General features: G+C 52.4%; 17 protein-coding genes. 7 read left to right on the top strand and 10 right to left on the bottom strand.

Features of this window, described 5'->3' with window-relative positions; genetic code table 11:
- The first annotated feature begins 20 nt into the window (after positions 1-20).
- The 6 genes from AC5S26_RS13495 (at position 21) to AC5S26_RS13470 (ending at position 4,588) form a co-directional block, all read left to right on the top strand.
- Positions 21-224: a GntR family transcriptional regulator gene (locus tag AC5S26_RS13495; RefSeq protein ID WP_494185433.1), complete on the top strand. Its 204-nt coding sequence runs from the start codon at positions 21-23 to the stop codon at positions 222-224.
- A 60-nt stretch (positions 225-284) separates the two neighbouring features.
- Positions 285-674, top strand: a complete 390-nt coding sequence (locus tag AC5S26_RS13490) for an FCD domain-containing protein (protein ID WP_494185432.1) — start codon at positions 285-287, stop codon at positions 672-674.
- A 943-nt stretch (positions 675-1,617) separates the two neighbouring features.
- Positions 1,618-2,532: a carboxypeptidase-like regulatory domain-containing protein gene (locus AC5S26_RS13485; protein ID WP_494186111.1), complete on the top strand. Its 915-nt coding sequence runs from the start codon at positions 1,618-1,620 to the stop codon at positions 2,530-2,532.
- Between the two features lie 40 nt (positions 2,533-2,572).
- Positions 2,573-2,713 (top strand): hypothetical protein, encoded by a 141-nt coding sequence (locus AC5S26_RS13480; RefSeq protein WP_494185431.1) that lies wholly within the window; start codon positions 2,573-2,575, stop codon positions 2,711-2,713.
- Between the two features lie 102 nt (positions 2,714-2,815).
- The gene (locus AC5S26_RS13475; protein ID WP_494185430.1) at positions 2,816-3,214 is read left to right on the top strand and encodes a hypothetical protein; all 399 of its coding nucleotides are present in this window, start codon (positions 2,816-2,818) and stop codon (positions 3,212-3,214) included.
- A gap of 132 nt (positions 3,215-3,346) precedes the next feature.
- Positions 3,347-4,588: a M28 family peptidase gene (locus AC5S26_RS13470; protein ID WP_494185429.1), complete on the top strand. Its 1,242-nt coding sequence runs from the start codon at positions 3,347-3,349 to the stop codon at positions 4,586-4,588.
- Positions 4,589-4,871: 283 nt separating this feature from the next.
- On the opposite strand, the gene AC5S26_RS13465 is transcribed toward AC5S26_RS13470, so the two are convergent.
- From AC5S26_RS13465 to AC5S26_RS13450, 4 genes are all read right to left on the bottom strand, one after another.
- Positions 4,872-5,069, bottom strand: a complete 198-nt coding sequence (locus AC5S26_RS13465; RefSeq protein WP_494186129.1) for a hypothetical protein — start codon at positions 5,067-5,069, stop codon at positions 4,872-4,874.
- Entirely contained in the window at positions 5,029-5,382 is a 354-nt protein-coding gene (locus AC5S26_RS13460; protein ID WP_494186110.1) for a two-component regulator propeller domain-containing protein, read from the bottom strand. Before AC5S26_RS13460 ends, AC5S26_RS13465 begins: the two co-directional genes overlap by 41 nt.
- Before the next feature lie 620 nt (positions 5,383-6,002).
- Positions 6,003-6,482 carry a nuclear transport factor 2 family protein gene (locus tag AC5S26_RS13455; protein WP_494185428.1) on the bottom strand — a complete coding sequence of 160 codons (480 nt, stop codon included), beginning with the start codon at positions 6,480-6,482 and terminating at the stop codon, positions 6,003-6,005.
- 534 nt (positions 6,483-7,016) lie between these two features.
- Entirely contained in the window at positions 7,017-7,589 is a 573-nt protein-coding gene (locus AC5S26_RS13450; RefSeq protein ID WP_494185427.1) for a cupin domain-containing protein, read from the bottom strand.
- A gap of 326 nt (positions 7,590-7,915) precedes the next feature.
- On the opposite strand from AC5S26_RS13450, the gene AC5S26_RS13445 reads away from it, so the two are divergent.
- Positions 7,916-8,515: a helix-turn-helix domain-containing protein gene (locus tag AC5S26_RS13445; protein WP_494185426.1), complete on the top strand. Its 600-nt coding sequence runs from the start codon at positions 7,916-7,918 to the stop codon at positions 8,513-8,515.
- A 463-nt stretch (positions 8,516-8,978) separates the two neighbouring features.
- Here the strand turns inward: AC5S26_RS13445 and AC5S26_RS13440 are convergent, their stop codons facing one another.
- From AC5S26_RS13440 to AC5S26_RS13415, 6 genes are all read right to left on the bottom strand, one after another.
- Positions 8,979-9,200, bottom strand: coding sequence for a hypothetical protein (locus AC5S26_RS13440; RefSeq protein WP_494185425.1), 222 nt, complete (start codon positions 9,198-9,200; stop codon positions 8,979-8,981).
- A gap of 88 nt (positions 9,201-9,288) precedes the next feature.
- Positions 9,289-9,540, bottom strand: coding sequence for a tannase/feruloyl esterase family alpha/beta hydrolase (locus AC5S26_RS13435; RefSeq protein ID WP_494185424.1), 252 nt, complete (start codon positions 9,538-9,540; stop codon positions 9,289-9,291).
- Positions 9,541-9,720: 180 nt separating this feature from the next.
- A complete protein-coding gene (locus AC5S26_RS13430; RefSeq protein WP_494185423.1) occupies positions 9,721-11,274 on the bottom strand; it encodes a GMC family oxidoreductase in 1,554 nt (517 codons plus the stop codon).
- A gap of 24 nt (positions 11,275-11,298) precedes the next feature.
- Positions 11,299-11,568 carry a hypothetical protein gene (locus tag AC5S26_RS13425; RefSeq protein WP_494185422.1) on the bottom strand — a complete coding sequence of 90 codons (270 nt, stop codon included), beginning with the start codon at positions 11,566-11,568 and terminating at the stop codon, positions 11,299-11,301.
- Positions 11,569-11,778: 210 nt separating this feature from the next.
- The gene (locus tag AC5S26_RS13420; protein WP_494185421.1) at positions 11,779-12,876 is read right to left on the bottom strand and encodes a glycosyltransferase; all 1,098 of its coding nucleotides are present in this window, start codon (positions 12,874-12,876) and stop codon (positions 11,779-11,781) included.
- Between the two features lie 588 nt (positions 12,877-13,464).
- A complete protein-coding gene (locus AC5S26_RS13415) occupies positions 13,465-13,728 on the bottom strand; it encodes a helix-turn-helix transcriptional regulator (protein WP_494186109.1) in 264 nt (87 codons plus the stop codon).
- Positions 13,729-13,827 lie beyond the last annotated feature (99 nt).

Here is a 13,827-nt window from a genome sequence, read left to right as displayed (position 1 = left end):
CAGTAAGAAAGGTTTACGGAATGCCCGCAATCGAAAAGTTGGAGTCTGTAGCTTCACTTACTGATCAAGCCCATCGCAGCATCAAACGATTCATTCTTGCAGGTAGTCTCGATACGCAGGAACGTCTAACTGAGAGTTTCTTTGCCGATCGACTCGGTATAAGCAAGTCGCCTGTACGTGAAGCTCTCAACGCACTTCAAAATGAAGGTTTGCTACGCATTTAACCTAGGAAGGGAATATATGTCCACCGGTTCAGTGCAAAAGAGATTACAGATCTATACGACTTGCGCGAGGCACTCGAAGTCTTCGCGACCCAAACGGTTGAGATCACTGACGACCTGATCGAAGGCTTGCGGCATAGTGTGCACCGCACCCAGCAATTACTGGATCATGATGATAAAGCTGCTTACATCCAGGAGGACATTCTCTTTCATCAGACGGTCGTCAACAGCACAGGCAACGAGCAGTTAAGTCGAGTTCATTGCAACATCCAGGATAAGCTTTGGCTTTGTCGATGTCAGACCTACCAGCTGACGTCGTCGGACACGCCATCTGCCCACAAATCAATTACAGACGCTTTAGCTGCTTATGATCGAGTTGCAGCGTGCGAAGCGACTCAAGCGCACATTCGCTTTGTACGTAACGCTCTTCTTGCCGGGGCAGAGTCCTTATAGAATTCCTCTGAAACTCAACGACTTGTTTCATTGGAAATAAACCGGCCTTGAGTTCGCCAAAAGCTACGGGCTTGGGCTGAACGACAGGTGCAGAAAGTTTGGGAATATCAGCGGTTGCGGAGCCACTGACGAAGATATGGTTAAGGGCGCTGCAGCGATCGTTGGCAGCAGAATACTCCTCAAGGCGGCCTTTCTATTAACTGTGATCGACAGGACCACGAACCAAATCGTTGGGGCGGCACGTATAGCGCAGCGGGAAACCTCATAGGCGATAGCATTCCCGGTTGTATTCGTATGTGATACGAATTACCCTCTAGCTCCCGCAGGGCGTAGCCTAGCCAAATCAGTTTTCGTCGCACTTTTGTGGCGGAAACAATATAGGAACATAGTTAATCGAACGTTTTCAAACTAGTCTCAGAGTTCAACGATGAGCTCATACTATGTAATCCAGTGAGTCTAGCCTAGCTTGCGATAATTGGAACGCCAGCTAGGTAATCTCAACCTTGGCTTGATTTGCCTGTCGTGACCACTGATTCCAGCAAGCACACACTGGTTCCAGCTGATGCATCCACGTCTAGCGTGTACCCTCCTCGATGTCATTTGCGACTCATTTGCATGTCCACAATGCTATTTGCGACTGAATTACGGGAGGATCTTTGAACATTTCAGCAAAAAACCCGATTGACACATGACATTAATCCACTTACGATCCGTAGCAGATCATCCAAAAAGTGTTTTTTTAAGCAAGACACCACAGCTAAGGTGCCCCTCCCTATTCTGCACTTATCTCCCCGGCATAAGAGTCAACAAGCTTTGACTCTCTGCAGCTAAATCACCCGACCACGACGTCGTCCGTATATTGCGCCCTGTCCAGGGGATCCCTCCTCTGCGAATCCGTGCGCCTCTTCACTCCTAAGAAAAGAAAGGTATCGCCAATGCTTAAATTCTGGAGCAGACTCATCGTATTCTTCGCATTCACTATCGCGGCGATGCTGCACGGACAAACTTTTCGTGGAGCGCTCTTGTAGATCCTCAGGGAGCGGGTGTCGCACACGCGACTGTTGTGCTTTCCAACCCGCTTACCAACGACGCGGTTTCTATCATCAGCAATTATGCAGGCAACTTCAGTTTCCCCGAACTTCCCGTTGGTCCCTACAAGCTCTCCGTCTTTCAGTCCGGATTCGCCACCAAGAATATCGACAACATCATGATCGAACTCTCCAAAGCCACGAGCCTGAAAATTGAACTTTCTCTGGGGCAGGAGTCGACCGTCGTGAGCGTAGAAGCCAGTGGAGTCCAGACGGACACTGTCTCCAGTTCTTTGGTCGCTGTCGTCAATGCGAAATCCGTTCAGGAGATCCCACTGAACGGCAGAAACTTTACTCAAATGGTCACGCTCTCCGCTGGTGTAAATATCAATAAGAGCGTCAATGGAGCCCGTACCAACGGAATCAACTATCAGATTGACGGAGCCGACAACAACGATCCCTGGTCTAATAACGTCGCCTCCAATCAGGGTGGTGTCGCCAGAATCGCGGGCGGGCTTGTTCCCATTGAGGCTATCGACCAGTTCTCCATGCAGGCCAGTGGCGAATCCGATATGGGACGTAACGGCGGCGCCAACTCCAACATGGTACTCAAAAGTGGGACCAATCAACTTCATGGTGATGTCTTCTACTTTGATCGCAACGAATTCTTCGCCTGGCGCTCTGCCGTACAGGCACCCCATACTCGCGTCCCTGAGATTCGGAACCACCAGGGCGGCTTCACACTGGGCGGCCCCCCTCTGGAAGGATCATACCTTCTTCTTCCTCGCCGGGGAGATCCAGATTGCAAACGCCAACAACAGTGTTGGTGACACCGTTCTCTCCGATGCATGGATCTCCCCTGCGAGATCCATGCTGCAACTTCACAACTTTGCTCCCAACGGTGTCTCCACGAATCTCTATAATGAGCAGACTCGAAACGGATCCTCCGCTCCTGGTCTCGGGCAGGGCGAGCCGCGAAACATGCAATTCGCTCTCAAGTTCAGCTTCTAACTATCCGCGAGAGCCTGCAGATCACGACTCCTGCTCATCTATTTTTTGTCTTGCCCTGCATCTCCAGCAGATCGTGTTCTTCTGAAAGGTAAGTGAAAGAGTATGCTTCGCGTTGATACTCTCAAAACTTCCGCTATTGCCCTGCTCAGCCTGTCGGCAACACTTTCGGCTCAAATGGTTCAGCCTGGCCAGCAACCAGGACCCTATGGCGATCAGGTCGACCTTGCAGTGCTCAATCAGATCAAGCAGCAGACCTTCAACCACTCACAGGTCATGGATAATCTCTATTACCTCTCCGAGGTCTACGGTCCTCGCGTTAATAACTCACGTAACCAGCGTGCTGCCGCCGAATGGGCTATGGAGCGTCTTCGCGGTTATGGCGTGCAGAACGTCCATCTCGAAAAATGTGGGCCCTTCGGTGATGGCTGGCAGATCAAAAAGTTCTATGGCGCGCTCATCGATCCCGCGTATGCTCCGCTCATTGGCTTTCCTTTGGCCTGAACTCCAGGCACTAACGGCCCGGTAAGCGGCGAAGCCATTCTCGCTCCCATTCATTCACAGGCCGATTTCGCGAAATACAAGGGCAAGTTACGCGGCAAGATCGTCCTCATCGCCGATCCCAAAGTCATCCTCATGCATACCGAACCCGAAGCCCGCCGTCTCACCGAGGAACAGATCGAGGCGCGCACCAGGGTTCCCGATCCTTCCCATCTGGGAACCTTCCCTGGGGCTCCAGCCAACGTTGCCGCTCGTCCTGCTCCCATCGATCGCGTCGCGGCTCTTAAACTTCGCAACGACACCAACCAATTTCTGAAGGACGAAGGCGCTCTCGTCGCCGTCAATTACGGCACCAATGGCGATGGCGGTACGGTCTTTGCTACCTTCGGCGGCTCGCAGAATCCAGCCGATCCCACACCTCTCCCTATGGTCGCCATCACCCCTGAGCACTACAACCGTGTCTGCCGGCTGCTGGAGCATGGCGCCACGCCCAAACTCACCCTCGATATCGAGACCGAGTACAGCAAGGAAGATCAGATGGGCTTCAACATCATCGGCGAGATTCCCGGAGACACGAAGAAGGATGAGATTGTCATGCTCGGCGGCCACTTTGACTCTTGGCAGGGAGGCGCCGGGGCGACCGACAATGGCACTGGATCCTCCGTTGCCATCGAGGCCATTCGAATCCTCACCACTCTGCACAAACCAATGGCTCGTACCGTGCGAATTGCGCTCTGGGGTGGCGAAGAAGAAGGCCTTCTCGGATCCAAGGCATATGTTCAACAGCACTCTGCTCCTCGCGACACGATGAAGCAGACCGCGGAGTACGCAAAGCTGGATGCCAGCTTCAACGACGACTCCGGCACTGGACGCTTCCGTGGCATCGCTGCCGCGGGTTCTGATATAACCGCCGCGATCTTCTCCTCCTGGATTGGCCCCATCCGTGACCTCGAGATCACCGCCGTCACAGGAGCTACTGCCGCGCCCACGCGCGAACCCGGAGGAACTGACCACACCAGCTTCTTGTGGATCGGTCTGCCCGGTTTCGGATTCATGCAGGATCCCATGGAGTATGCCACACGCACCCATCACTCCAACATGGATCTTTATGATCGCGTCCCGGCGATGTCATGCAAGGGTCAGCTATTGAAGCATGGTTCGTCTACAACACCGCCATCCGCAAGGACATGCTTCCGCATATCCCCACCCCCGATCCTCTTTCAATTCATGAAGCCAAATAAAATCTCAGGGAGATTGCAGGCTTTGCCTCTTATGAGCATTAGTGGCGCGGCGCTCGCGCTGTCCCTCCTCCCACACGTAGCTTGCTTGCAAGGCACGGCAGCCAGCCAACCTAATACTCAGGTTGATAGTTTGTGACATGACTTATGAGGCAATTTGGAAGGATTCATGAACCGTCGATTCTGATTCGAAACGATCAGGAGTAACATCAACCTTCCAATCTTCACTCGAGAGGCCGTGCAAAGCGAAACTCGCTAGCTCATGAGTCAACGAACCTGGTTTATCGGCGAGACGTCCGATTCGTCCGTCTTTTGTTCCGATCCACCCATCGCCATTGGCGTTCATCACCACACCACGGATTTCGGATCAATCAAGCCCCTTAGGCATGACAAAGGTTGTGAGTTGACCCGATTGAAACAGATTAGTTGCTGGCCACGCTGGGCCCAAAACCCAGTTCCGCGCCATCGAAGCGCATCGAACTGAAAATCATCTGTGCTAAGTTTGCTCGTTCAAATCTTTGTTTAGTCTCATCCCACAAAAGAACGTTGTGTTCAGACAAGACCCAGACTTTGCCGCTGTCATAAGTGATCGCGTTTACTTCGGTGAGGTTTAACGCCATGACGCCCATCAAGCGTTATGAATGAGCCACGATGCATGAGTACGAGGTTATAGTCTTCGCTCAGCATCCATAGATCCCCGCCTGCGCCGGGCACCATCGTGATGAATCGGCTGGAACTAATCTCAGGTGTAGTGCTTTTGTCATAGACTTTGAAGCGGACACCGTCGAAACGCGCCAGCCCGTTCAGAGTAGCTACCCAGAGATAACCATCGGGTGTCTGCACTATACCGCGCACGCTGCTATGTGGTAGGCCCGTGTCAGCCGTCCATTGTGTAAACCTGTATTGTGCTAAGCATGACTGTGCCGACAACATCCAAATGAAAGCTGCTAAATAGAAGACTGTTGCGGGAATCGTTCGGAGTAGTGTTCTTAGAAGATCGCGCACCGTTTACCTTTAGGGCCAACGCCAACATTCTAAGGCCATCGTCCCCGTTAAGGCGCAGATGGTCGGCGCACAACCTTATATGGATGGGCGGTCATGTTTGTGCATCGACGATCACTTAAGCTTTGGCAAATGAAGATTGCTGGCAAACTTGACCGTCGCTGCCGATTGCACGACTGCAAATTATCAAGGCATTTTCGGGTACAGATTATAGGTGCAGACGTCAGTGGTCAAAAGCGTGCTAATTTAACTAAATCTCGTGATATGTGATACTTAGCTCGCAGTATACCCTTTCGGAACCGTCTGACGGCATTCCTGTGGATGCGGCAACAAGTTACGCCAGGGGTACGAGGGAGGTGGAATTGCCATGCAGAAGGAAGATAAGGGCACCCGAAGAGCCAGCTATTCGGCAACTTGCCTCGATTTTGTTTGTCGATGAGTGAGTCAGCTATTTGTCGCTGATAGAGAACAATTACTCCGACGAGAGTGTTTCTAGTTGCCCCTGATGAGACAGGGAATCAGACTAGTCTCTATAAGAGCATATTCTCATCCTACTTTGGCAAATGATCCACGAGCACCTGGGGATCGCCATCGAACCAAACTAAATTGCAAACAAGGCTGGATATCTTCCATGCACTATCCTCCTTCCTGACTTCGAGTTCGTAACGGCTATTCATCATCAGATGTCGTGAGCGGTTGTTGTGCGGGAAATGCTGAGCCTCTACCACCGCAGCCATATTCCCTGTGTCGCCGTTTACCCAGACGCGGGAAGTGGAAACTTTATGAAGGGTATCCAGAGGACCTACCATAGCAAGGACTGTCCCTATGGCTGCGTCGCGGTCGTCAAAAACCGGAAAACTCAGCCCCATGATTTGACCCGCTTTTTGATAATCCACGTGACAATCACTAGTTAGACTGCTCATTAGTAGGGCTGGATCATTATCGTCGATTCCTGTAACAAGTCGATATAAAGCATCGATGATTTGTACGCGATCAGGATAAGCTGCATTGATAGAAAGATTGTTTCCCATGGGTCATTTACTCCTTTAGAGATGTTGTTTTTCAGAATCTTTGGGCTCTTCCGCACACTTGGTGATACTGCCCAATTACGCCGAGAGCCACATAGAACATCCAGCCACAGCGTCCAGTCGCTCTGACCGATTTCTCGCCGCGCGAAGTTACAGTGCATTTGCCAAAACCCGTCCGACTAGGCTCGGCTGCAGGAGGGTTTGCGGTGATGCTTCAGACCTGACTACATTGTGTACGATTGTGTCTACAGCCGAATTTGTGTTGGGCATAGATCGTAAGCTTCTCAAAGTACCAACTTAGGATGCGGGCTAAGAGAACCCTTGAGCATTCGACCTAATGCAAACAAAGTTTGCCACCGATACCGGTTAGCTCGGCAGTTGGAACCGATGCGGAACTACCCGCGCTAGCTCATGGAATTTTCTCCCACTGTAAATGGATGCATCGAATTAATCCTCAGAAACGCCCATCTCGTCAGTAATGGCCGTTCACGCTGAGCTGAGCTCGCTTCGATTTGCAAAAGGCCTTTCACCCGTTACTTAACCCCGTTGCGTATCGAATCGAACTTCATTTGGGGGAGGTGTTTGCTGGTGTGGGGAGGTCGCTAAGCCGAGCCTGATGCCAACAGCGGCGTTCTCTTCGGGTGATCCCATCCAATAAGAATACTTCGCGGCCACGGCGAAGAATTGCTGCATGCCCTCAGGCGACGGAGGCGTCGTAGATCCCTGCTGGGCGGGCTTTGCAATCTCGCGAAAAAAATCGTAGAGGCCGTGCTCGGTTACAGCAATGACTGCTGATGGAGCTGATGAAGTGTTGCGCAAAGCGTGCTTTACTTCAGGAGCCACGGCTATCGCATTACCTGCCGATACCGAATGCCAGCCTTTGTATTCGCCGTTCTGTTGATAGACCTCGAGCGTCCCTTCAAGCATGTAGAAGACTTCGGAATCCGGATGGCTGTGCAACGGGATAACGACTCCGGATGGGAGTATGCCCTTATAGAGACTAGTCCGATTCCCGGTCTCTTCAGGAGAGACCAGAAACTGAAGCTGGACACCAAATACATCGAACATCTGATCTGGGGCTGGGGTGGGGTTTTGGTTGCTTATGGTCATCGATTCTCCAGAGTTTGGATTCTCTCTTGATGAGACCTTCCAGAGTGACATCCTGCGTGTCAAGACATTCGTTTTGTTCCCAAATCTCAGGAAATTTCTCGTTTCACTACAATCCTTCTATGGACGAAGAGCTCAGACTGCATCGGCTTGTTACGATACCCATTCCGGAAAGCGTCCCCCAGACGTTCACGAAGCAATGTCTTTTCAAGGTCGTCAAAAGGGGGTGCTTCGATCACGGTCTCAAACCCGACCGTATGATTCGATATCGTTATGCTTCCGGGGATTTGATCCTCGCCCGCAGAAACACAGAAGAGTGGGTCCGCTGGATGAGCGAGGCAGAGATGCTGATGCTCGAACTGCCGGATGCTGCTCTTCAAGACATCGCCGATGCTACGGGAACGAACAAGGTCGAGATCGAGGGGACGCCTTATCTTGAGGACCGGCGCATCGTCTCTTTGGTCGAGGCCGTGGAAGCAGAGCAAGTAAACGGGTTTCCGTCGGGCAGGATCTTTCTGGATAGTGTCGCTACGGCTCTTGCCGCAGCACTCATGCAGATCCGCGGCATCCTCCGCAGACCTCTGAAGCCGGGCACTGCGGCCTTGTCATCCCTTCAATTGCGCAGGGTTACAGAAAGGATTCAGGGGCATATCGATCGGAGTCTCAGCGTCGCCGACCTTGCCGCGACAGCAGGGTTGAGTACGGCATATTTCTCGGAGGCATTCCGCAAATCTACCGGGTGCCCTCCCCACCAGTTTCTTCTGCGGGCGCGGGTGGAACGAGCCAAAGAGCTATTAAGAACCTCCGATAAAACGGTCATCGAGGTTGCGCTCGCCTGTGGTTTCCAAAGTTCCCAGCAGCTTGCCAAGGTATTCCAAAGACTTCTCAAGGCTTCGCCCAGCAACTATCGGCGAGAGTTCGTCCGCTGATAGTTGCTGGCTGTAATCTCATCCACGAGATACTGCTTCACACTGAATTTGGTCCCGATGAGTCGGCTTATGGAAAATAATCTTCGCGGCCGTCAAATATTTTCGCGCGGCCGGCACGGATGGAAATGCGGAAAATCGCCAAAGAACGGCGATTCCGCACATTCCCTTCCTTTTTGCGTCTACCAGTTTCTTCACTGCGGCTTCATAGTCATTTTGTCACCGGGACTCTTTGATCAGCCTTATTTTGTCGTTCCGAAAGATGATACTCAGGCAAAGGCGCTAGGCATCATGCGCTAAGCTTTCGTGCAGACCAATACTTTCGGCATCGGCGAAATGGCAATTAGTGGTCGCGAACACTTGGCGGCAATCGGAGCTCCACTAGACCCAAAACAAAAGGGTCTCATGCTCTACCTGCTTAGTTATGAGGATGAACTGCCTATCCCTAAATCGATCCTCTCAAATGTCAGGGAGCCTTCTGTGGATGCGGACGAGTCTTGTACGTGGACAGGTCCAGCTTCGAAGTCTTCCCGTTGATGAGCTGTTTCGCCAATGAGAAGAGGTTATGAGACCAGGGCAATTGTCGCACCAGCGGTGCGACAATTGCCGAACCATGCTCATTAGCCGGATTCAGAGCATCGAGCAGACTTCCCGTTCCTAGTCCACCCAGTTTCCGGATAGCCGACATCCGCTCTGACGCAGCCGTGGTCCGTTGCCCTTAGCTTGCCGGTAAAGTTGGCGGCGTCATTGGTACTGCCGATCCCTCTATAGACAGCTTATTGAGGGTATGGGCAGAGCGGGTGAGTCATGTCGATGACGCCACTTCCATCGACTCTGGCAGCGGTTTTAGATTCTGTGGGCTCGTTCTGTTCGCGCCAGCGTTCGAGCGCAGCGAGCTTATTGAACTGATTGGGATCGGTTCCTCCCCCGCAATGGTCCATGCCGGGGACCATAAAGGGACGGAACCAGTCGTCCTGGTTCGGGACTGCAGCTGCAATTAAGGCAGGAGAGGAAGACGTATCAGACAATCAGTTTCTACAGAGGACTTCGATTCCCATGATGACGGCAATCTTCCCATCCAACTTATCCGCTATTGATTCCCCCAACGATCTCTTCTAAAGTTTTCAAGACAAATTAGCTTCATCCAGACAGTTTTAGCAAGTGCGCCACTACAAGGTCATACTCGCCTCTGTCCCGCCTCAGTGTCACTACGTTGCGTTGTGAAGAATCATGTCTGCCGCCTTCTCTGCGATGGCTAGAACAACAGCATTCAGGTTGCCCCTTGGTATTGTTGGGATCACGGACGCATCTGCTACGCGCAGGCCGCCAATACCCAAAACCCTCAATTCAGAATCGACCACCCGGCCTATTCCGCACGTGCCGGCCGGATGACGGTCCGTCATTGCCTTGTTTCGGAGGTAGTCAAGGATGTCGGCTTCTCTTTCCGACTTGGGCACGCTTGCGTCAGAGACGCGAACTTCGGCCAACCTGTTCTGCCGCGCAATATGCATCGCCGCCTTTACTCCGTTGACCATTGTTCTTTGGTCTTCAGGAGTTGTGAGAACGTTTGTAAGAATTCGCGGCTTGGCATCGGGGCGAGGCGATCGCAGCGTAACTGTACCTCTGCTGCTTGTTTTTAACAGCGAAGCCGCGATACCAAAGCCATCTTCCCGCGGGGGCGAGTAGAGATCGTCGATGAGCAGGGGAGCCATATACAGCTCGATATCAGGTATTGTCTCGCCGGGCACGGTGCTAAGAAATGCACCGGTCCCAATCCCATTCGAGCTCAGCGGCCCTTTCCGCTCTCTCGCATAGAGTTCTACATCGGCCGCCGTACCCGCCCTCAACAACGAGGGCTCGCTCGTGCGATAGGTGATAGCCGTCAAAACATGGTCCTGCAAATCCGCACCGACTGGCAGATCTACGGCCGTAGCTATATTGAAGCTTCTGAGCTGAGGAGCCGGACCAATACCGGAGAGCATAAGAAGCTGGGGCGAACCATAAGTGCCAGCAGAGAGGATGACTTCACGTTCTACTTGCAACGTTTCTTCCTGGCCGCACCGGAATATCGACAGGGCGGTGGCCCGGGTCCCGTTCAGCAGCACCTTGAGTGCCAATGCACCGGTGATCACGTCGAGATTGGAGCGTTGCCGCACCGGGTGAAGATACGCATCAGCAGCGCTGCAGCGCTCTCCATTTCGCTGCGTAAGTTGAAAATGTCCTACGCCTATTTGCGTGGCGCCGTTAAAGTCCTCGTTATAAAGATGGCCGGCCTGCTTCGCCGCCTCGATGAACCGTTTGCTGAGTGGATGTACGTAACGGGCATCCTGCACGTTCATCGGCCCGGACCGGCCGTGAAAACGGTCTTCCCCTCGTTCGTTGCTTTCTCCTCTGATGAAATAGGGCAACATCTCCCTGTACGACCAGCCTGAAGCGCCGCCCCTCTCCCAGTTATCGAAATCCGCGGGGTTGCCGCGGATATAAACCATCGCATTGATTGACGAAGTGCCGCCGATCCCTTTGCCGCGAGCGAGGGGAACAGATCTGCCGCCCAATCCGGGTTCGGCTTCACTATAAAAGTCCCAATCATATTTCGTCTTTGCAAGTTGAAGAGTTGCGGCCGGAACACGAATCTCATTGGCCGAATCTTCATCCCCTGCTTCCAAAAGGGCAACCTTGACGTCGGGATCTGCTGACAATCTTGCTGCCAATACACAGCCGGCCGAGCCAGCTCCCACAATCACATAATCGTAACGACGCATGTAAATCACCTCTCTGTCATGATCTCAGTCTGGATAATTCTGAAATGCCTGCTCTACAGTATCGGCAGCGCGATCCAGCCCGTGGGTCTTTGCAATCATTTGGTGGATGTAATTGGCTCGAGCGCGATAGCTCGAATCCCGCAAAACTTTATCAATCAACTCACTCTGGCGTTCAGTTGTTAGATCTTCGATAAATTCGCCTGCGCCATGATGTGCAATTCCGGCGGCATTTCCCGGCCGGTCCCAGCTTATTGGAATAGCAACCTCTGAAGGAATAGGACCCAGATTCCCCATTTGATCAGAGTTCGATCCATCACATCTCCCTGCTGTCAGGCGCTTTCCAGTTGAACCTGACTCACTTGGATCTCCTCTTTTTGTTCTTCAGAACTCTCGGGAACACATTGGTTTGAAGCCTTGGCGAAATCAATTGGCCTTTTCCGGACCAAACCAAAATGTCGCATGGTCGTCTTCGCCTCACTATGCGGGCGCATATGGGAGGCGATCTTAGGCCCGCCCGTGTGTCCTCGCCTCCAGATCAAATGCTCGTTCCAGAATGCCTGCGGCGACCGAAAGGCCGTTCGCGCTGCGAATTGTTTGCTGCACTCTTTGAGCGTTATCTCGGAACGTGGGAACTTCCAACACCAATTTGATCGCCGTTACAAAATTCTCTGGAGACGCCTGGGGCGCGGACATGACAACGCCCACATTCTGGTTCGTTATCCTCGCGGCCACACCCGGTTGATCACTCGTTACGGGTAGCGCAACCATAGGCACACCGCTGGAAAGGGATTCAAGGACGGTGTTCAATCCCCCGTGAGTGATGCACAGGGAACTGCGCTTGAGAAGCTCGATTTGGGGGGCGTGTCTCACCACAATCACATTCGCAGGGAGGTCTCCGAGCTGTTTCGGATCGAGCTGGCCACCAACAGCAAGGACAAACTGTAGTTCCTTTAATCCAAGCGCAGCCTGCGTGATCGAACGAAAAACTTCTACCAATCCATTCTGTAGCGTGCCCATCGAAGCGTAGACGAGCGGCGCACCTGTGAGCTGCTGCCATGGAAAATCGAAGTCCATCCGACCGTGCCCATCGTGGAATGGTCCGGCATAGTGGAATTGGGAAAAGTCGGGAGCGCAATCAAAGTCGAATTCTCTGGGGCACTGGGTAATCCAGGCAAGAGGAGAAAGTGTTGAATGCGGATTATTCCAGTCAACGGAGAGCCCAACCTCGCTTGCGTAAGACTGGGCCATGGCCGTGCAAGGCTCCAGGATTCTTCTCGAGAGTCGGACTCCCTCGATGTTTCTGGCAATAGCATCAGCTCCAGTCTCGTTTTGCCAATCCATGAAACAGACAGGAGTGCGTCCCGTGTAGTCAACGTGAAGCGCGTTGGACACATGGACGAAGGGCATTCGAAGGTGCATCGGTATCAATTCAACATAAGGCTGATACTGATCAAGGACAAGCACATCCACCCCAGCTTTGGAGAGTGTATCCGGAAGGGTCTTATATAAGGATGCGGTATATCCCTTCATCATCGTATTGACGGTAAAGTGTAGAGCATCCGCACCTGACAACTCACAGAGGCGGCTTACGAACGTTTTCATCGAGCCGGCTGGATATATCGTCTCCGAACAGGTTACAAATGGTAGTCCCGCCGCCTCAACAAAAGGCGCCATATCAGCCAGACAAATAAATACCACGTCATGACCGCGTGACTGGAGCTTACGAGCCAGGCTTGTCATGGGATTAACATGCCCAGTTACAGGTAGGCTAAGAAAACCGATTCGCATAATTTCACCCTCAAATTCCTATCTCAAGTCTGCATGAACAGTGTTCGGATGAATCGAAAGTACGGCAGTAGACGTCACGAGGCTTCAATTCCTCCATTGCAAAATCATAGGGTGAAGGAAATCAGTTTTCTATGCTGGATCGACCGCACAACTCTATTGATCGTCCAAGCATTTCCCCGGGATTCGTTACTTCGACTGGGATGTTTCAAGCAGGTAGATGAACATCTTTGCCGGACAGAAGCTCAGCCAAAAGGGAACGGGGCCCAATCGTCGAAGCGAGAGTTGATCTCAACCCAGACGTTTAGGGTCAACGCCGGATTATCCAAAATAAGAGAATCATAACGTCGATTCAAAGGTCAAAGAGATGTGTAGAGGGACGTGCTCCGGTTGTGACCAGAGATATTAGGCAACGGGACGTCCGTTTCGAAAATTTCCGTCAAAATCTACCGCAGTAAAACTTCTGGGAGACTGCCCTGTCACTCGCTTAAATGCATTACCAAAGGAGCTTTCCGATTCATAGCCCAACGACAAAGCAATCGTGGTGACAGATTCTTTCCGTGCAAGCAGGCGCTTGGCGGCTAGCTGCATCCGCCACCGTAACAGATAGTTGAGAGGCCCGGTTCCGACTCTCCTTTTGAAGAGCGATAAAAACGCCGACCGTGACATGCTTGTTGCTTGCGTAAAGTGTTTCAGGGTCCACCTGTAACTCGGATCCCGGTGCATAAGGTTGAGGACAATCGCGATATTTGGATCAGCTAGTCCGCA

Source organism: Edaphobacter sp. FHG110511_03 (genome assembly GCF_059115365.1).
Note: the sequence above shows the minus strand (reverse complement) of the source record. Positions and strands in the feature narration are given on the sequence as shown.